Source organism: Sphingomonas sp. NPDC079357 (genome assembly GCF_044901155.1).
Taxonomy (GTDB): domain Bacteria; phylum Pseudomonadota; class Alphaproteobacteria; order Sphingomonadales; family Sphingomonadaceae; genus Sphingomonas.
Map to the genome: position 1 here is coordinate 91,092 of NZ_JBJDOM010000006.1, position 17,530 is coordinate 108,621.

17 protein-coding genes and 1 tRNA gene are annotated in these 17,530 nt (G+C 69.6%); 5 read left to right on the forward strand and 13 right to left on the reverse strand.

Translation table 11 applies throughout. The features are described 5' to 3' along the window. Positions 1-16: 16 nt before the first annotated feature. Positions 17-616, forward strand: a complete 600-nt coding sequence (locus tag ACI2JO_RS16120; protein WP_404721634.1) for a DedA family protein — start codon at positions 17-19, stop codon at positions 614-616. A 1-nt stretch (position 617) separates the two neighbouring features. On the opposite strand, the gene ACI2JO_RS16125 is transcribed toward ACI2JO_RS16120, so the two are convergent. Beyond that, the gene (locus tag ACI2JO_RS16125) at positions 618-1,520 is read right to left on the reverse strand and encodes a tyrosine recombinase XerC (protein WP_404721635.1); all 903 of its coding nucleotides are present in this window, start codon (positions 1,518-1,520) and stop codon (positions 618-620) included. 62 nt (positions 1,521-1,582) lie between these two features. Between ACI2JO_RS16125 and ACI2JO_RS16130 the strand changes: the two genes are divergently transcribed. Together ACI2JO_RS16130 and ACI2JO_RS16135 are read left to right on the forward strand one after the other, a co-directional pair. Further along, on the forward strand, positions 1,583-3,037 hold the full coding sequence (locus ACI2JO_RS16130; protein WP_404721636.1) for a diguanylate cyclase domain-containing protein: 1,455 nt from the start codon (positions 1,583-1,585) through the stop codon (positions 3,035-3,037). Positions 3,038-3,103: 66 nt separating this feature from the next. Continuing rightward, positions 3,104-5,275 (forward strand): primosomal protein N', encoded by a 2,172-nt coding sequence (locus ACI2JO_RS16135; protein WP_404721637.1) that lies wholly within the window; start codon positions 3,104-3,106, stop codon positions 5,273-5,275. A gap of 81 nt (positions 5,276-5,356) precedes the next feature. On the opposite strand, the gene ACI2JO_RS16140 is transcribed toward ACI2JO_RS16135, so the two are convergent. After that, positions 5,357-5,446, reverse strand: a tRNA-Ser gene (locus ACI2JO_RS16140). A 158-nt stretch (positions 5,447-5,604) separates the two neighbouring features. On the opposite strand from ACI2JO_RS16140, the gene ACI2JO_RS16145 reads away from it, so the two are divergent. Then, positions 5,605-6,378 (forward strand): EipA family protein, encoded by a 774-nt coding sequence (locus ACI2JO_RS16145; RefSeq protein ID WP_404721638.1) that lies wholly within the window; start codon positions 5,605-5,607, stop codon positions 6,376-6,378. A gap of 20 nt (positions 6,379-6,398) precedes the next feature. Here ACI2JO_RS16145 and ACI2JO_RS16150 read toward each other — a convergent pair whose 3' ends face one another. Continuing rightward, complete coding sequence (locus ACI2JO_RS16150) at positions 6,399-7,733, reverse strand: dihydroorotase (RefSeq protein ID WP_404721639.1); 1,335 nt, start codon at positions 7,731-7,733, stop codon at positions 6,399-6,401. 54 nt (positions 7,734-7,787) lie between these two features. Between ACI2JO_RS16150 and ACI2JO_RS16155 the strand changes: the two genes are divergently transcribed. Beyond that, the gene (locus tag ACI2JO_RS16155) at positions 7,788-8,528 is read left to right on the forward strand and encodes a YgfZ/GcvT domain-containing protein (protein ID WP_404721640.1); all 741 of its coding nucleotides are present in this window, start codon (positions 7,788-7,790) and stop codon (positions 8,526-8,528) included. 210 nt (positions 8,529-8,738) lie between these two features. Here ACI2JO_RS16155 and ACI2JO_RS16160 read toward each other — a convergent pair whose 3' ends face one another. From ACI2JO_RS16160 to ACI2JO_RS16205, 10 genes are all read right to left on the reverse strand, one after another. Then, positions 8,739-9,869: an OmpA family protein gene (locus tag ACI2JO_RS16160; RefSeq protein WP_404721641.1), complete on the reverse strand. Its 1,131-nt coding sequence runs from the start codon at positions 9,867-9,869 to the stop codon at positions 8,739-8,741. A gap of 131 nt (positions 9,870-10,000) precedes the next feature. Then, complete coding sequence (locus ACI2JO_RS16165; protein WP_404721642.1) at positions 10,001-10,504, reverse strand: DUF2793 domain-containing protein; 504 nt, start codon at positions 10,502-10,504, stop codon at positions 10,001-10,003. A 2-nt stretch (positions 10,505-10,506) separates the two neighbouring features. Next, positions 10,507-12,633, reverse strand: a complete 2,127-nt coding sequence (locus ACI2JO_RS16170) for a phage tail protein (protein WP_404721643.1) — start codon at positions 12,631-12,633, stop codon at positions 10,507-10,509. 1 nt (position 12,634) lies between these two features. After that, entirely contained in the window at positions 12,635-13,033 is a 399-nt protein-coding gene (locus tag ACI2JO_RS16175; RefSeq protein WP_404721644.1) for a peptidoglycan endopeptidase, read from the reverse strand. Then, positions 13,030-13,833 carry a DUF2163 domain-containing protein gene (locus ACI2JO_RS16180; RefSeq protein ID WP_404721645.1) on the reverse strand — a complete coding sequence of 268 codons (804 nt, stop codon included), beginning with the start codon at positions 13,831-13,833 and terminating at the stop codon, positions 13,030-13,032. Before ACI2JO_RS16180 ends, ACI2JO_RS16175 begins: the two co-directional genes overlap by 4 nt. Then, positions 13,830-16,076 carry a DUF2460 domain-containing protein gene (locus tag ACI2JO_RS16185; RefSeq protein ID WP_404721646.1) on the reverse strand — a complete coding sequence of 749 codons (2,247 nt, stop codon included), beginning with the start codon at positions 16,074-16,076 and terminating at the stop codon, positions 13,830-13,832. The genes ACI2JO_RS16180 and ACI2JO_RS16185 overlap by 4 nt, the downstream gene beginning before the upstream one ends. Next, a complete protein-coding gene (locus tag ACI2JO_RS16190; protein WP_404721647.1) occupies positions 16,076-16,627 on the reverse strand; it encodes a tail tape measure protein in 552 nt (183 codons plus the stop codon). Before ACI2JO_RS16190 ends, ACI2JO_RS16185 begins: the two co-directional genes overlap by 1 nt. After that, a complete protein-coding gene (locus tag ACI2JO_RS16195) occupies positions 16,620-16,814 on the reverse strand; it encodes a phage tail assembly chaperone (RefSeq protein WP_404721648.1) in 195 nt (64 codons plus the stop codon). Before ACI2JO_RS16195 ends, ACI2JO_RS16190 begins: the two co-directional genes overlap by 8 nt. Next, positions 16,811-17,125 carry a gene transfer agent family protein gene (locus tag ACI2JO_RS16200; protein WP_404721649.1) on the reverse strand — a complete coding sequence of 105 codons (315 nt, stop codon included), beginning with the start codon at positions 17,123-17,125 and terminating at the stop codon, positions 16,811-16,813. Before ACI2JO_RS16200 ends, ACI2JO_RS16195 begins: the two co-directional genes overlap by 4 nt. After that, complete coding sequence (locus ACI2JO_RS16205; protein ID WP_404721650.1) at positions 17,122-17,529, reverse strand: phage tail tube protein; 408 nt, start codon at positions 17,527-17,529, stop codon at positions 17,122-17,124. The genes ACI2JO_RS16200 and ACI2JO_RS16205 overlap by 4 nt, the downstream gene beginning before the upstream one ends. Position 17,530: the final 1 nt, after the last annotated feature.

Consider the following 17,530-nt stretch of genomic DNA (forward strand, 5'->3'; position numbering starts at 1 on the left):
GGCCGTTGGCCGCGGCGTGACCGACTTCATCATCCACTGGATCGTCGCGGGCGGCTATCTCGGCATCTTCCTGCTGATGGCGCTCGAAAATGTCGTCCCGCCGATCCCGTCCGAGGTCATCATGGGGCTCGGCGGGATCGCGGTCGCGCGCGGGCAGATGGACATCGTACCCTTGCTGCTGTGGGGCACCGCCGGGACGACCGCGGGCAACGTCTTCTGGTATGCGATCGGGCGGCGGCTCGGCTACGCGCGCTTTCGCCCGTTCGTCGAGCGACATGGCCGTTGGCTGACCATGGATTGGACGGACGTCGAACGCGTCCGCGGCTTCCTCCACGATCATGGCGGTTGGGTGATCTTCGTTTTTCGCTTCATGCCGACGTTCCGCACGTTGATCTCGTTGCCCGCAGGCATGGCGGCAATGCCGGTGCCGCGCTTTCTGGTGATGACCTTCGCGGGCAGCATCATCTGGAACGGCGTGCTGGCGGGTGCGGGCTTCTATCTCGGCAGCCGCTTCGCCGAACTCGACCGCTATGTCGGCCCGTTCGGGATCGCCATGACGGTCTTGGCGCTCGGCTGGTACGGGTGGCGGGTCGCGACGTGGAAGCCGCGGAGCTGACTCACCCCCGCGGATGCGCCGCGCGGTACACGTCGAGCAGATGCGCTGCATCCACCCCGGTATAGACCTGTGTAGAACTGAGGCTCGCGTGACCCAACAGTTCCTGCAACGCCCGCAGGTCCGCGCCGCGCCCCAGCAGGTGCGTCGCGAAACTGTGCCGCAAGGCGTGCGGCGTCGTCCGTTCCGATAGCCCCAGCCGTGCGCGCGCCGCGCGCACCCGCGTCCGCACGATTCCTCCATCCAGCGCCCCGCCGCGCACCCCGCGAAACAGCGGTGCGTCGCGCGCCATCGGCCACGGCACCCGCGCCGCATAATCCTCGATCGCCGCGCGCACCGGCGGCAACAGCGGCACGATGCGCGTTCGATCACGCTTGCCGGTCACGCGCAGCGTCTCGCCAAGTGGCAGCGCCGCGCCGGTCAGCGCGAGCGCCTCGCCGATCCGCAGTCCAGCACCATAAAGCAGCAGCAGCACCGCCCAGTCGCGCGCCGCCACCCACGGCTCGTCGCTCTCCTCCATGACGTCGATGGCCAGCGCCACCGCCTCATCGGGAGAGATCGGGCGCGGCACTCCTTTCTTGACGCGTGGCCCTTTCATTCGCGGTGCCGCGCCGATACCGCCCGCCCAATCAAGAAATCCACGCACTGCGGACAGCTCGCGCGCAGCGGAGGCATTCGACAGCCCTTTGGCCCGTCGGTATGCCAGATAAGCGCGCAGGTCGCCAGCGGTGACACGAGACAGCGAGATACGGTCGATCGCCTCGCCCCAATGCTCACCCAAAAACGCCAGCAATCGTTCCGCCGTTGCGCGATAGGCCCGCACGGTGTGCTCCGAGCGGCGGCGATCGCGTGCCAGATGCACCGACCATTGCGTCGGTAGCGGTAACGGACCCGACAAATCGCTCACCCCGTCGCATCTCCCGCACGTGAAGGAGAATGGCAAATCAAAATTAACAGTATCATTGCTAGATGTTCGCCATGTTGCCCGCCACCGTCCGTTACGATCGCCATGCCGAAACGGCGCGCGCCGCCGCCCTGCAGGCGCTCGCGTTGCTCGGCACCGCGCCCGAACGCGAGTTCGATGCGCTGGTCGCGCTGGCGGCGGAGTTGCTCGGCTGCTCCACCGCGCTGCTTAATTTGGTTGATAATGACCAGTTGTTCGTCAAGGCGCGCACAACGCTCGGCGCGATGACCTTCGCGCGCGGCACCGCCTTTTGCGACCGTACCGTGATCGACGATCAACTGACCGTCATCGACGACACGCTGAGCGACGAGCGATTTCGTGACAGCCCGCTCGTCACCGACGTGGGCGTGCGTTTCTACGCCGGCGCGCCGCTGCGGGTTGCCGACCCCGACGGTATCCGCCGTGCGGTCGGCACGCTGTGCGTCGTCGACACCGCGCCGCGGACGGCCGATCCGCGCGAGTTGGCGGCCCTGGCGCATCTCGCCACGCTGGCCGAAGCGCTGCTGGAAGCGCGACGCACCGCGCTGAAGGCGATCCACATCGCCACCACCGGCGAGGAACTGGTCACGCGGCTTGGGCGACAGGACCAGATCTTCCGTCAGGCCGAACAGATCGCGGAGATCGGGTCGTGGCGGCTTTCGATCGCCGAAGGTTCACTCGACTGGTCGGACAACGTCTATCGCATCCACGGGCTGCCGGTCGGTCAGAAACCACAGCTGCACGATGCGATGCGTTTCTATCCCGAACATAGCCGCACTTATGTGCAGCAGTCGCTGGACAACGCCATTACGAAAGGCCAGCCCTTCTCGATCGAAACGGATTTCATCACCGCCGACGGCCGGCTGCGACGCGTACGCGCCATGGCCGACCCGGAGATTGTCGACGGGCGCATGGTGGCGCTGGTCGGGGTGTTTCAGGACGTGACGCAGCGATATGCGCTCGAACAGCAACTGCGCCGATCCGCGGATACGGATTCGCTGACCGGCATCGCCAATCGTGCGGCGTTCGACCGCGAATTGCAGGCCGCCATGGAGCGGGCGCGTCACAACGACACGCCGCTGCACCTCGCGCTGATCGATCTCGACGGCTTCAAGGCGATAAACGACACGCTTGGCCATGGGGCCGGCGACGACGTGTTGCGGCTGACCGGTAAGGCGCTGTCCGAGCCGTGGCTGATGCAGAGCGTTGCCGCGCGGATCGGCGGGGACGAATTTGCGGTGATCGTCGAACACCCTGCGCTGACCCGCGACATCGCCGGGCTGCGCGACCGTCTCGAGGACGTGCTGCGCGTGCCCGTCGAGGTGAGTGGCGTAACGATGACGAGCGCAGGCTCGGTCGGGATTGCATCGTTTGACGAGGATTGTCAGTCCTTGCGCGATTTTGCCCGCCGCGCCGACTCGATCCTCTACGCCGCCAAGCGCGGACGCGTCGGAACCCGGGACATGGAACCCGTCGGCTAGGGCGGCCCGACCGACCTTGTATCCGGCCGCTTCCCTCCGACTCGCCGCGGCCCCATATGGGCGGCAATGTCCTCCCGCGCGCGCGTCATCGTCCTGAACTCCGCTCTCGGCCCGCTCGATTACCGGGTGCCGCACGGCATGACGGTCGAGCCGGGGTCGGTGGTGGTCGCGCCGCTCGGCCCGCGACAATTGCTTGGCGTCGCCTGGGAGGCGGAGCGGATGCCCTCCGACGCCGAGGTCGGCGACAACCGTCTCCGCAACCTGCTCGCGGTCGCCGACGTGCCGCCGCTGCGCGCGCCGCTGCGGCGGCTGATCGAATGGACCGCCGATTATTATCTCGCACCGCCCGCCGCGGTGGTGCGGATGGCCTTGTCCTCGACCGCCGCGCTGGAGGGCGGGCGCAGCGTCGTCGAATATCGCGTCACCGGCCAGGTTCCCGAACGGATGACGGCGCAGCGCGAACAGGCGCTCGAGCGGATCGGCGACCGGCAGGGGCTGATCCGCGAGCTGGCGACCATCGCCGATGTCAGCGACGCGGTGATCCGCGGGCTGGTCAAGGTCGGCGCGCTCGAGGGCGTGCCCGTCGATATCGACAGCCCCTATCCGGTCCCCGACCCCGACCACGCCCCGCCGACGCTGTCCGACGACCAGCGCGCCGCCGCCTCCACGCTGGTGGAGGGCGTGACCGCCGCCTCCTTCCGCCCCACGCTGCTCGACGGCGTGACCGGATCGGGCAAGACCGAAGTCTATTTCGAGGCGGTCGCGGCCGCCATACGGTCAGGCAGGCAGGTGCTGGTGCTGCTCCCCGAAATCGCGCTGACCGAGCCGTTCCTCAAGCGCTTCCACGATCGCTTCGGCTGCGAGCCGGTGGCGTGGCACAGCGGGCTGCGCGCAACGCAACGCCGTCGCGCGTGGCGCGCGATCGCCAGCGGCGAGGCGCGGGTGACGGTCGGTGCGCGCTCGGCGCTGTTCCTCCCTTACGCGAACCTCGGGCTGATCGTCGTCGACGAGGCGCACGAAACCAGCTTCAAGCAGGAGGACGGCGTCCATTATCACGCGCGCGACGTCGCGGTGATGCGCGGGCTGTTCGAGGCGTGCCCGGTGATCCTCGCAAGCGCGACCCCGGCGATCGAGACGCGGCATCAGGTCACGCTCGGAAAATATGCCGAAGTGAAGCTGCCAGGGCGCTTCGGGGTCGCGCAGATGCCGACGATCGAGGCGATCGACCTGATCGCCGAACCGCCCGAGCGCGGGCGCTGGATCAGCCCGCGACTGGTCAAGGCAATGGAGCAAGCGCTCGAACGCCGCGAGCAGTCTTTGCTGTTCCTCAACCGTCGCGGCTATGCGCCACTGACCCTGTGCCGAACCTGCGGGCACCGCTTCCAATGCCCAAACTGTACCGCATGGATGGTCGAGCATCGCCTGACGCGGCGGCTCGCCTGCCATCATTGCGGGCATATCGAGCCGGTGCCCCGACTCTGCCCGGAGTGCCAGAACGAGGATACGCTGGTCGCGTGCGGCCCCGGCGTCGAGCGGATCGCCGACGAGGTCGCAGCGCTGTTCCCGGCGGCGCGCACTGCGGTCGTCACCTCCGACACGATCTGGAGCCCCGCCAAGGCTGCCGAGTTCGTCGCGCGGATGGAGGCGGGCGACATCGACATCGTCGTCGGCACGCAATTGGTGACCAAGGGCTATCACTTTCCCAATCTCACGCTGGTCGGAGTGATTGACGCCGACCTCGGGCTCGATGGCGGCGACTTGCGCGCGGCCGAGCGGACTTTCCAGCAAATCCGGCAGGTGTCGGGACGTGCCGGACGAGGCGCGAAGCCCGGCCATGTCTATATCCAGACGCACAGCCCCAAGGCGCAGGTGATGCAGGCATTGATTACTGGCGACGCCGACGCTTTCTACGCGGCGGAGACCGAGGCGCGCGAGGAGGCCGGCGCCCCGCCATTCGGTCGCTATGCCGCCATCATCGTGTCGAGCGAGGATCAGGGCGCGGCGCACGACACCGCGCGCGCGATCGGCCGCGCCGCACCGCGCGTCGCCGGGATGGAGGTCTACGGCCCCGCCCCCGCCCCGCTGGCGATGCTGCGCGGGCGACACCGCTTCCGGCTGCTCGTCCATGCACGCCGCGCACTCGATGTGCAGGATGTGATTCGGGACTGGCTCGGCGCCTTGGAGTGGGCCGCAAAGGTGCGCGTTGCGGTGGACGTCGATCCGTACAGCTTTTTGTAGGGTCGTTTTCCAGCGAGACGCACAGGATGAGGACTACATCCTGTCATGAAACGCCACAAAGCGGTGTGTTGGCTGGCGATATGGCGGAGACGGAGGGATTCGAACCCTCGGTACGGTTTCCCGTACGACGCTTTAGCAAAGCGTTGGTTTCAGCCACTCACCCACGTCTCCGGGCCGGCGTAGGGCGCGGCTATAGCGAGGCGGATCGCCGCGATCAACCGGGTGCGGAAGATTTCCGCACATCGCGTCTGCGACTCCGGTCGTCGTGCCGTTCATTGCCGCGACAGCACCGCACAGACTATACCGATGCGATGATCGAGGGGGCAGGTATGAAGCGGAGTGCACAGCGCAGCATCACGGCGGCGATGCTAGTTGCCGCGCTTATCGGCGCGCCGCTCGGCGCAGCGGCGCAGGTGCGCACCATCGATCCCAATGCCGCGATCGACGGCGACGTGACCACGCCCTCGCCGCCGCGCAGCGTCCGTACGCCCACGGCGCCTGCTTCTGGCCGCCCGCTTCCCGCCACGCCGCCGCAGGAGCCGGCGCCCACGCCGCTTCCGCAGGCGGTGCCGCCCCCCACCGGGTCGGAGACGCGCGCTGACGCCACCACTACCGCCGCCTCGACCTACAAGCGCGACGACCTGATCGCCGCTGGCGAGGGCGTGTTCGGCAAGGGCGCGGAGGGGTTTGCGCAGATCATCGAGAACATTCTGAAGGATCAGGGCGAGCCCAACGCCTATATCGCCGGGCGAGAGGCGTCGGGCGCGTTCATTCTTGGCGTCCGCTATGGCTCCGGGATCATGACCCACAAGGTCGAGGGGCAGCGGCCGGTCTATTGGACCGGGCCGTCGGTCGGCTTCGATGTTGGCGGCGACGCCAACAAGGTGTTCGTGCTGGTGTACAACCTCTACGACTCGCACGAACTGTTCACGCGCTTCCCCGGCGCGGAGGGACGGCTGTATTTCGTCGGGGGGTTCGCCGCCACCTATCTGCGCAAGGGGAATGTCGTGCTGATCCCGGTCCGGCTCGGCGTGGGTTGGCGCGCGGGGGTGAACGTCGGCTATATGAAGTTCACCGAAACCTCGAAGTGGCTGCCCTTCTGACCCGCGCCTGACCGGCGGCGTCAGCGCCCGCCGGGAAAGCCGGTCGTCTCGAAGCGGATCGGCGCCCCCTGCGGCACGTCGCCGAGCTGATCCTCCCACATCGCCACCTGCCCGCGCACGATCGTGCCGATCGGCTTGCCGGTCAGTTCCATGCCAGTAAACGGTGACCAGCCCGCGCGCGAACGCAGCCAGCGCTGCTCGATCGTCCAGCGCTTCTTCAGGTCGACAATCGTGAAGTCGGCGTCATAGCCAGCCACGATCCGCCCCTTGCCGGTCAGCCCGAAGATCCGCTGCGCACCAGCGCTGGTCAGCTCGATCACGCGCTGGAGCGTCAGCCGGCCGTGCGCGGCATGATCCAGCAGCAGCGGCAGCAGCGTCTGCACGCCCGGCATCCCGCTCGGGCTCGCTGGATAGGGCTTGGCCTTTTCCTCCAGCGTGTGCGGCGCGTGGTCGGAACCGATCACGTCCGGCACGCCCTGGTTGAGCCAGTACCACAACCCGTCGCGGTGCGCGCCCGAGCGGATCGGCGGGTTCATCTGCGCCAGCGTCCCGATCCGGGGATAGGCTTCTTCGCCAGCCAGCGTCAGATGCTGCGGCGTCACCTCGCACGTGGCGATATCCTTGTTCTGGCCCAGCAACTCCAGCTCGGCGGGTGTGGTGACGTGCAGGACGTGGATCCGCCGTCGCGCCGCCCGCGCCAGCCGCAGGATGCGCGTCGTCGCGAGCAGCGCGCTCTCGTCGTCACGCCATACCGGGTGCGACGACGGATCACCCTCGACGCGCTCGCCAGCGCGCGCGTTCATCCGGTCCTCGTCCTCCGCATGGATCGCGACGCGGCGGTGCCCGCTCGCCAGCACCTCGGCGAGCCGCGCATCCTCGCTGACCAGCAGGTCGCCGGTCGACGCGCCCATGAAGATCTTCACCCCCGCGGTGCCCGGCAGCCGCTCCAGCTCGGCAAGGTCGCGGGCATTATGGTTGGTCGCGCCGACGTAGAAGGCGTGGTCGCACCACATCCGCCCCTTGGCGCGGGTCAGCTTGTCCTCGATTGCTTCGGCGGAGTCGGTGTTGGGCTTGGTGTTCGGCATTTCAAATACCGCCACCACGCCGCCCATCACCGCCGCCTCGCTGCCCGTGGCGAGATCTTCCTTATGGACCAGCCCCGGCTCGCGGAAATGCACCTGCGTGTCGATGACACCCGGCAGGATGTCGAGCCCGGTACAGTCGATCGTCCGCCCGGCATCGCCGCGCGCGCCGATCGCGACGATCCGCCCATCGCGCACACCGACATCGGCGGCCACGGGACCACCCGGGGTATGCACCGTGCCACCGGTCAGCAGGAGATCGTAGGTCGCCATCGTTAGCCCTTTCCGGCTCTTTCGCGGGGTCGACGCCCTCCCTACCTTGGTGCCATGAACGATACCACCCCGGCGACGATGCTGGCCGACCGCGCGCTGTTGCGGCTGTCCGGCGAGGATGTACGCGGCTTTCTGCAGGGCCTGCTGACCAACGATGTCGCGGGAGCGCTTCCCGTCTGGGCGGGGCTGCTCACGCCACAGGGCAAGGCGCTGTTCGACATGATCGTCTGGGCCGATGGCGCCGACATCCTGCTCGATGTCGAGCGTGACCAGCGCGACGCGATCGCGCGTCGATTGGCAATGTACCGTCTGCGCCGCGCGATCACGATCACGCCGGAGGAGGGGCTGGCGGTGCACTGGACCCGCGACGTCGCAGGTCAGGCTCCCGATCCGCGCCTGCCGGCGCTCGGCACGCGCTGGCTGGCACCCGCCGCCCCAGCGGCGAGCGGCTGGCACGCGCATCGCCTGTCGCTGGGGATAGCGGAGGGCGTGGCCGATCTCGGCGCGGGCGAGACGCTGTGGCTGGAGGCGAACGCGCGCGAGCTTGGCGGCGTCAGCTTCACCAAGGGCTGCTACGTCGGTCAGGAGAATACCGCCCGGATGCACCATCGCGACAAGGTTCGTCGCCGCCTGGTCGTCGCGCCCATCGACAACGCCGATCCGCGCAAGCGTTCCACCTATCCCGACCTCGGCCTGATGGTCACGCTTCGTCGTACCGACGCGCTGGGTGATGCGCGCATCCCTGACTGGTTGGCAGAGGTTATCGGTGCCGAAGCCGGCAGCGCGAATAGCTAGAGTCTGCACGCCTTCGTTACGAGCGGCACGAGCGATCCAGGGCGTCCTGAACCGGCTCCGGATTGCTTCGCTACGCTCGCAATGACGGGCGCTTACCCCAGCCTTTAGAAAAAACGCTGGCGCGCCAACGCCTCGCCCAAACCTCCCGCAACGAAAAAAGGAGGCCGGCTTGCGCCGACCTCCCTCTTTCGGTCACCGAAGTGATCGACCTTACTGACCCGAACCCGGGCCGTAGGTGATCTCGACGCGACGGTTCTGCACTTCGCGGACGCCATCGGCGGTCTCGACGCGCAGCTTGGTCTCGCCGAACGCTTCGGTCGTCATCACGCCGTCCGGGATACCCTTCGACGCGAGGTACGCCTTCACGCCGTCTGCACGACGCTGCGAAAGGCCCACGTTGTACTTCGCCGAACCCGAGGTGTCGGTGTAACCAGCCAGCATGACCTGCGCGTTGTTGCAGCTCTGGTACTGGGTGACCGCATTGTCGAGGATCGACGCTGCTTCCGGGGTGACGTCCGACTTGTTCCATTCGAAGAACACGATGAACGGACCCGGCGAGCAGACCACTTCCGGCGGCGGAGGCGGCGGCGGCGGGGGCGGCGGCGGCGGCGGCGGCGGCGGCGGCGGCGGCGGAGCCGCTTCTTCCGGCGCACCGAAGTTGTACGTCACGCCACCCAGCAGGCTGTGCGAACGGAAACGACCGTCGTACGCGCTGCCATAGGCGTCCGCGAGCTTGACGTTGTCGGCGTTGAAGAAGCGATACTTCAGCGAAACGTCGACGTTCTCGCTCAGCGGCGCACGGATGCCGGCCAGCGCCTGCCAGGCGAAGACGGTGTCCGAATCGTCGAGGAAGCGGAAGTTGTTCGGCGAGGACGCGCGCGCCTGGACGCGGGCAACACCCGCACCGCCGCCAACGAAGCCCTGCAGGCCGTCGTCTTCACCGAAGTCGAGCAGGCCGTTGACCATGAAGCTCAGCGCCGAAGTACGGCCGCCGACGCCATCATAGGTGCCCGGGTTGGCAAGCGCATTGCCACCAACCGGAACGCCGGCAGTGGTGCGAAGGCTGTCGATGCTCGCACGACGATAGCCGGCTTCGGTTTCGAGGCGGAACGCGCCGAAATCGTAACCGACGACGCCGTCGACGTCCCAGCCATAGTCGTGATCGACAGTGGCGGTGCCGCTACGGCCGGTGGTGTTGGTAGCGCCGGTAACGCTCCAGTCGATGTCCTCGACGATCATCGCACCGCCTTCAACGCCTACATACCACGCCTTGTCGCGCGCGAGCGCGGGCGTGGCGAGGGCGGTGGAGGCAAGCGCCATGATCATGGCAAGCTTACGCATCATAATCCCCTTTCCATGGTGTCACTACGGACAGCGCAAACTCACTATCGAAAGGATGGTTTCGTAACAAGACGACAAATAGCACCGACTGTGATGCATTTGCCACACCAAAAACGCCGCGTCGCTCACTGCTAACTCGCAATAAGCCCATGTTTTCGCAGCATAATCAAGATTGCGTCGACGCAGCCGCGAAGTTCCGCATCAATTGTCGCACCCGCGGTTGGCACGGTGATCGCCGCCGCGCGCGCACCCACCACCTGCACCCCGTCGACCAGCACGCTGGAAGCCCGAACTTCCCCGATCCGCCAGCCACTTCCGTCGCAGACCGCGGTCTGTCCGCTCGGAAGATGGCGGACGCGCAAGCCTGCACGTGGCGCCACGAAGCGCCAGCCTCCCACCGTCCAGCCTGCGATCGCCCCCGCCTGCCCGCTCCATGCACCGGTGGGTGTACCACCCACGATCCAGCATTGCCCCGGCTGTGGTGCAGCGGGCGGCGCGTTGCGGTTGATCTCCTCGACGGTCGCCTGCACCGCGAGGTCGAGCAGCGTCAGCGCCTCGTTATGCCACAGCTCCTTCTGCGCCTGTCCCGCCGCCAGCAACGGCAGCCCCAGCCGCGCACTATCCTCATCGGTCATCATCATTCTCCCGTGATCAAGCTGATGGTTGCGGCCGAGGCGCCGAACGTACCCAATTGCCGCACCGCCACCTGCATTGCGTCCGCCGGCACCATCGCGGCCGGTACGGTCAGCGAGGGCGTGTCGCTCTCGATCACCCGCGCCGTTGGGCCCTCCCCGATCGTCACGCGATAACGTTCCTGCTCCTCGCCGAGCGGCACCTCACCGTCATCGCGCCATCGCCAGCCGAACCGGCTCCGCCGCACCCAGCGCAGGTGGAGCCCATCGTTCCGCCTCGCGGCGCGCACCCTCACCGGTGCCGGGGGCGCGAGCGACCGGCCACTCAGCGCGACCGTTACCCCCACCGGCTCCGGATCGCCGGCCCCGCTTGCCAGCAACCGTATCGTGTCGCCGGGCTGCGCGTGCGCCACCGCGACCGTCGCGACGCATGCGGGTTCGAGCAGCGCAAAGTCCGCGCCTGCAGCGTGCGCCTGCGCCGCGCTCCCCCGCCGCCCCCGCAGCAGGGTCGACAGTCGCCAACGACGCGGTGAAAGTTGCTCGGCATCGCGAAACTGGATCAGCTCATCGCCCAGCAGCGCAAGGTTGCCGCCGCGGTCCAACGCCGCATCGTCGATCGACATCAGCGTCAGCGCGTCATGCGCCAGCTCGACCTCCAGCGTCACGCGGCGGTCGAGCAGCGAGGCGGAACCCGCCGCCGCCGAGTTCGCCAACTGCCCGACCACCGCCGGAGCAGCCGTACCGCCGGCCTCGGCCCATGTCGCGCCGGCGTCGTCGCTCGCCAGCAAGGCCGCGCCGCGCCATCCCGGGTCCGTGCCGTTCGCCAGCACCGCCACGCGCAGCGTCTCGCCCCGCGCGTCGTCGAGCGGCGGCAATTCGGCGGCGACCAGCACCGACTTCGCGATCGGACGGTCGGGCGCGCCGACCACCCGTCCCGCGTCGGCAGGCAGCGCGGCCGTACCGCTCTCGGTCGTTACCAGCGACAGCGAAACGGCCTGGCCGCTCACCTCGACACGCGACACCCGCCACACTGCCGTCTCGCCCGCGCAGCGCACCGCATCACCCGGCGCGATCCCGATCGTGGTGGTATCGAGCGTCACACGCCGGGTCACGCGCGCGCGCTCGGCACGCTTCAGCACCGCCTGCGCCAGCCCGCGCGCCTGCGCTGCGTCGAGCGCGGCGGACACTTCCCGCGCCTCCTCGCGCCAGCCGCCACCTGGCCGCGCCGCCTGCTGCACACCGATCTGATAGTCGCGCGCGGGATCGTAACAGGTGATGCGCACCCGCTGCGGCACCGTCTCGATCGGTTGCCGCCGCTCCACCAGCCCCGCGTCCGCCGCGATCGACAGCGGCGCACCCGACGCATCCGCCAGCCGCAACGCCTCGCCCGCCGGCACCCACCAGCCCCCTGCGATCGTCGCCAGCAGGTCCAGCGCGCCTGCCACGCTCTCCGCACCGGTCGCATAGCCGGGCAGCGTCACGCCCGGCCCCGCGCCTGTGACCACTCCCTCGCCAAGCGCCGCCGCCATCGCACCAATCGACGGAGCGCTGGCGTCGCCGACCACCTCGAAGTTCAGCGACGGGATGCGATTGCCGAACGTCTCCAGCGGCAGGTTCTCGAACACCGCATAGGCAAGGCCGCGATACGCGGGAGCATGGGCCTCCAGCGCGGCGATCAGCGGGTCGGGGGCCTGCGCCTCGTCACCACGATACAGCCGCATCGTCACCGGCACTTTCCAGTCGCCTGCCGCACCGCGCAGCAACTGGCCCTCCGCCCAGATGCGTCCGATCCCGTCGATCCGTCGGGCCGAAAGCGCCACCGCGAACGAGGCGGCGTAGCGAAATCCCTCGACGCCCGGGCGTCCCTTGCCGCCGCGCGCGACGCTGCGCGTCTCGATCAGATCGGTCGACCAGATCACGCATCCCGCGACCCGCATCGTCCCGAAGATCCGCGGGAGCGGCGTGCCGTATGACGATGTCTGCACCTTCAGGTCGCTCAGCCGCGCTCCCGCACGCCGTGGTGACGGCGCCAGCACGCTGCGATCGATCGCGTTGCCCAACACACCGCCGATCGCCCCGCCGACCGGACCGCCAAGCGCGCTGCCGACCGCGGTCAGCACCAATGTCGCCATTCTACCCTCCCTCTGGCATCCAGCGCCATGCGCTCTCCAGCGGCCACGGCACCGCTCCCGGTCGCGCGACCACCCGCCGCGCGAGTGCATCGGCATGGATGATCCCGTCGTATGCGCGCACCGCCAGGTGCAGCTGCGTCGCCGCCACCCGGCACAACAGCACGTCCCCCACCACGCCGCCGTCGCAGACCACGAAATCCGCCGGCACCGCGCCGACGGGCAACCGCCCACGCGCCACCGCATAGTTCCGCGGGATCGCGGCCGCCGCTCCCGCGCGCCGCAGCGCCTCCGCCACGACCCCGACGCAATCGAGCCCCAGCGCCGGATCGCGCCCCTGCAGCCGAAACCGCACGCCCACCAGTTCTTGCGCGGCGGCAAGCACCCGCTCGCCCGCGCTCATCCGCCCGGATAACGGGTCAGCAGGTCGACCCCCGGCAGATGTGGCTCGCCACGGAAATTCGCGACATTGCCGAACCGCGCCGCGCACGTCGCCAGCCGCCGGTCACATCCCTCCACCACCTCGACCAGCACGCCGGGCGTCGCCGCGAACACCGGGGCGGCGCGGAGCGTCAGCACCGCCCCCGCCGACCGCTCGATCGCGCTCGTCAGCCCGGCGTTCGCGCCGCCGAACCAGCGCAGCACGCCCTCGCCATAGGCATTGTCGACGGGCTCGACCGCATCGAGCGTCACCGCCGCGTCCGCATCGGCCACGATCCGCGCGAACCGCCGCCGCCCCGCCATCGCCACGCGGCAGCGCGCATCGCCCAGCGTCGCGCGGCAGGCGGGGGACGTCACCTCGCTGACCGGCCGCTCCAGCTGCGCCTGAACGCCGCGCAGCTCGGCGGTAAAGCCCTGCTCGGTCAGTTCGACTTCACCGATCCGCCCCTCGCCCAGCGGCACCGCCGGCGCCGCCGGATCGCTCCAGTCGACCGCGACGATCACCACCCGCGCGCCGTCCCAGCGCCCCGCCAGCAGATCGTCGCGCCGGAACGCGCCGACGCCCAGCGCGCCGCTCACCGCCATCGTATCGGCGTCCAATCCTTCCCCGCGCGCGATCGCCGACGGCAGCATGCCCGGCGCAGCGCGATGGGTCACGCCGTCCACCGTCAGGTCGCGATCGTGGTCGGTTAGCGCGAGCAGCACGCCGTCGCGCCGCTCGACCCGCCAGCACAGCGCCTGCGTCACCAACTGGTCGCTCATGCCTCCCGCACCTCGATCAGCGGCACGGACGGCGCAGCGCCGGCCAGATAGGTCGCGCGCGTGACGCTCAGCTGATCTTCGGCGAAGCGCACCGGCACGTCGAAGTCGAACGACGCCGCCACCGCCGCGCCCGCAGCCGGTGCGGTGTCCAGCGTCACGATGCCGCCCGCAGACAGCGTGAAGGCGCTGGTCGCCACCCCGGCGACCGTCACGCGCACGCTCCCCGCCACCGGCCGCGTGATCCGCCGTGTCGCGGCGCCATAGCGCCGCACCAGCGCGAAGTGTCGCGTGGCGCCATCGCCGGTCCCGATCGTCTCGTCGGTCGCGCGCCAGTCGAACGGGTCGCGCAACCGGAAGCCGCGCGCCGCGCCCATCCGCGCGCGAAAGAATGCCAGCAGCGCCGCGACGTCCGCCTCGCTGCGCACCCCCGGTCCGACGTCATAGCGGGTGCGCGCCTCCGCCCAGCCGGCGCGCCGCGTCTCGCGCCCGCCCGCGCTGGTCGTCACGCCCGTCGAGAAGGTCGGGGTCACTTCCACCTCACGCCCCAGCGCGAGCGGGAACATCACGTCATCGAACGCGTCCACCGCATCCTCCTCCTGCCAATAGACCAGCCCGTCGCGCAGCACCTGCGGCAGTGCCCACAGATAGACGCCCGCCACCCCGCGCGCCTGCGCCGCGCCCGCCGCAGTCACGATGGCGCGCCATTGCCCGCGATCCGCGCCGTGCAGCACGAACCCGGCGAGATACTCCTGCTGCGCGGGCCGATATCCGAGCCGCCGCGTCGCCTCCGCCGCGCCGCGCACGCTCGCGGCAGTGTCACCGCCGGTCACCCAGTCGTAATCCTCCAGCTGGAGGACATCGAAGGCGGGCGCGACCCAGCCGGTCGGCAGGTTCATCCGCCGCACCTCGGGCGCTGCGATGTCGAGCACCGTCGGCAGGTACGCGAGCAGGTACGTGACGCACCCTGGCGCCGCCGTCTTCACCGCCGCGACCAGCGCCGCCGTCGACGCCGCCAATGCCGCCCCTGCGCGATCCAGCGTCGCGCGCTGTGCCTCGCTCAAGGCGCCGCGCACGCTCGCGACCGCCACCGGCGCGAACGCCGCCGTTGCACTGTCGTCGTACAGGCACGGCCGCCCATCGGGCAGCACCCACCACCACGGCTCGCCGACCTGGAAGCGTGGCGTGAGCCCCGCCGCCGCACCGATCGCGACGAACGCCAGCGCGATGCCCCGCAGATACGCCATCGCCGCCGCGTTGCTCGGCGACAGCAACGTCGAGGGCGGCACCCACCCCGTCAGCGCCGGCGATCCGTCGGCTGCCCGTTGCTTCCACGCCGCCGGGCAATGCGCATCAAACAATTCGTAGGACAGCGACCAGATCAGCTCATAGCCCAGCCGCTTCGCCCGCGCCGCGAAGTCGCGGTGCCACGCCGCGCACGCCACGTTCAGCGCACCTTCCACCATCCCGCCCTTCAGGCGAAAATAGTGGCTCATCCCGACGTAATGGACGATCGCGCCACGATAGCCGAGCTGCAGCATGTTGCGCAGCAATCGCTCGGGCGTCAGGTGATAGCTGTCGTCATAGCCGCTTGCTATCCGCAGATCGTGCTCGGGCAGCACCACGTCGCCGATCGTGACCATCGCGCCCGCACCGTCGCACGCGATGTCACTCAACTCGACCCACGCCTCGACAGGCTGCGCCAATGCCCCGCCCGCCGCATCATAGCCGGGCGCAACCAGCGACACGAACATCCGGTCGATATCACCCGCCCACACTGGATCGCGCTCGCCCGGCAGCACGAACCCGCCGTCGAGCGTCGCAAAGTCGATCGTGACCCGCGCATCCTCCGGGGTGCCGCGCGCATAATTCCACAGTCGCACATACCACGACCGCGCCCGTCCGCCGGCATCGCGCCCCTCGATCGTCAGCACCGGGCCGTTGACCGCATCCAGTGCCAGCACCCCCGCCGACCGCCAACGGAACGAAAGCCGGCATGCGCGATAGTCGCGCACCATATCGTAGCGCAGCAGCGGATGGTCGTGCCGGTCCGCGCTTTCCCAGATCAGCCCGGCCAGATCGTTGCGGTTGTAGAACACCGCATCGACACGCAAAGCGTCGGCGGCGAGCGTCGTCACCGCCGCCATCATCGGCCGCGGGAAGTCGACCGTCCAGTAAACCGGATCGAAGCGCGTCATCAGACCCGTCGTCTGCCCGGCGCGCGTGTCGGTCAGCCAGAAGGCCATCACTCCGCCTCCATCAGCGCCGCTCGCACCGCGCGCGCCACCTGCCGGCTCGATCGCGCCATCGCCTCCGGCGCTCCCGCGCCACCGGCGTTGATCGTGATCGCAATCCGCACGTCACGCGCACCGCCACCCGCCGGCACCGCCACCTGCCCGCTGGTGGTGGGCACGAACACCTCCGGCCCGCGTTCGCCGACCAGATAGGCACGCCCCGGACTCACCGGCCCGCCGGTCGCGCGTCCCGGCAAGCCCAGCAGCCCACCCAGCACCCGCGTCAGCCCGCCGCCGCCGCCCAGGACGCTCGAAACACCGTCCCTCAGCGCCGCCGCTGCGATCTCTCCCAGTGCGTGCAGCGCGACGGACTTCAGATCGTCGAACCCCAGTTTGCCGGTGCGCACCGCGCGCGCCAGCGCGGTTTCCACCGCCCGCCCGGCGCGCTCCGCCCCTGTGCCAAGTCCGCCCTCCAGCGTCGCGCGCATCGCCGCCACGTCGCGCGCGAACCCGCCGGTGTCGGCGCGCACCCCGATCACCAGCCGCTCGATCTCGTCATCCATCGGGAAAAGCCTCCTGCATCGCCGCGATCGTCGCGGCATCGGGGGGCGTCGCCGCATCGGGCGCGCACGCGCGCACCAGCGCCGCCAATTCTTCGGGGGTAGCGCGCCAGAAATCGTCCGGCCGCCACCCGAACACCGCTCCCGCCAACCCGGCCAGCCGCCGCGCCGCTTCGGCGAAGGTCGTCATCGCCCCGCCAGGATCTGCGTCAGCAACACCTTCAGCGCCGGGGTCGCTGCACGCACGCCAGCCGCCACCACCGCCTCGCCCAGCGCCTCGCGCGTCAAGCCCGAGGGTGCCTCATGCCGGCAATGCCAGAACAGCCCGACCAGCTCCTCAAGCCGCAGCAACCCCTCCGCCGCCCGCTCGACCAGTGCGAACAGCGGCCCCAGTTCCTGCTCCGCCGCCACCAGCGCCGCAAAGGTCGGGCGCAGTACCAGCATTTCCCCCGCCACCCGCACGGCGGCCTCGCCCCGAACGTGATTGGGAACCGGGCTCATGCGCTCACCACCGCGCCGGAGCTTTCCAGCGCGAGCGTGTAGCTGCGCTCGCCATTGTAATCCCCGGCATAGTCGAGCCGCGTGACGAGGAACCGCCCGGTCATCGTCTCGCCGCTCTCGAACGTCAGCCGATAATCGTCGAGCGTCCCCGCCAGCGCGCTGGCCCTGACGCGCTGCTCCGCGGCCGATCCGGTGAACACCCCCGCCGCGGCGACACTCACTGACCGCACCCCCGCGCCCGACAGCAGGTCGCGCCACCCGCCCGAATCCTTGCTGGTCACCGCCACCGCCTCGCCGTTGACGCTCAGCTGCGTCGTGCGCAGCCCGGCCACCGTCCGGTACGTCACCGGGGTCGCGCCATCGCCGACCTTCAGCAGGAACGCACTGCCCTTTTCCGCCGCCATC

Coding starts and splice junctions, on each gene's coding strand:
- ACI2JO_RS16130 (WP_404721636.1), top strand. CDS start 1,583: ATGTTCGCCATGTTGCCCGCCACCGTCCGTTACGATCGCCATGCCGAA.
- ACI2JO_RS16135 (WP_404721637.1), top strand. CDS start 3,104: ATGTCCTCCCGCGCGCGCGTCATCGTCCTGAACTCCGCTCTCGGCCCG.
- ACI2JO_RS16145 (WP_404721638.1), top strand. CDS start 5,605: ATGAAGCGGAGTGCACAGCGCAGCATCACGGCGGCGATGCTAGTTGCC.
- ACI2JO_RS16150 (WP_404721639.1), bottom strand. CDS start 7,733: ATGGCGACCTACGATCTCCTGCTGACCGGTGGCACGGTGCATACCCCG.
- ACI2JO_RS16155 (WP_404721640.1), top strand. CDS start 7,788: ATGAACGATACCACCCCGGCGACGATGCTGGCCGACCGCGCGCTGTTG.
- ACI2JO_RS16160 (WP_404721641.1), bottom strand. CDS start 9,869: ATGCGTAAGCTTGCCATGATCATGGCGCTTGCCTCCACCGCCCTCGCC.
- ACI2JO_RS16165 (WP_404721642.1), bottom strand. CDS start 10,504: ATGACCGATGAGGATAGTGCGCGGCTGGGGCTGCCGTTGCTGGCGGCG.
- ACI2JO_RS16170 (WP_404721643.1), bottom strand. CDS start 12,633: ATGGCGACATTGGTGCTGACCGCGGTCGGCAGCGCGCTTGGCGGTCCG.
- ACI2JO_RS16175 (WP_404721644.1), bottom strand. CDS start 13,033: ATGAGCGCGGGCGAGCGGGTGCTTGCCGCCGCGCAAGAACTGGTGGGC.
- ACI2JO_RS16180 (WP_404721645.1), bottom strand. CDS start 13,833: ATGAGCGACCAGTTGGTGACGCAGGCGCTGTGCTGGCGGGTCGAGCGG.
- ACI2JO_RS16185 (WP_404721646.1), bottom strand. CDS start 16,076: ATGGCCTTCTGGCTGACCGACACGCGCGCCGGGCAGACGACGGGTCTG.
- ACI2JO_RS16190 (WP_404721647.1), bottom strand. CDS start 16,627: ATGGATGACGAGATCGAGCGGCTGGTGATCGGGGTGCGCGCCGACACC.
- ACI2JO_RS16195 (WP_404721648.1), bottom strand. CDS start 16,814: ATGACGACCTTCGCCGAAGCGGCGCGGCGGCTGGCCGGGTTGGCGGGA.
- ACI2JO_RS16200 (WP_404721649.1), bottom strand. CDS start 17,125: ATGAGCCCGGTTCCCAATCACGTTCGGGGCGAGGCCGCCGTGCGGGTG.
- ACI2JO_RS16205 (WP_404721650.1), bottom strand. CDS start 17,529: ATGGCGGCGGAAAAGGGCAGTGCGTTCCTGCTGAAGGTCGGCGATGGC.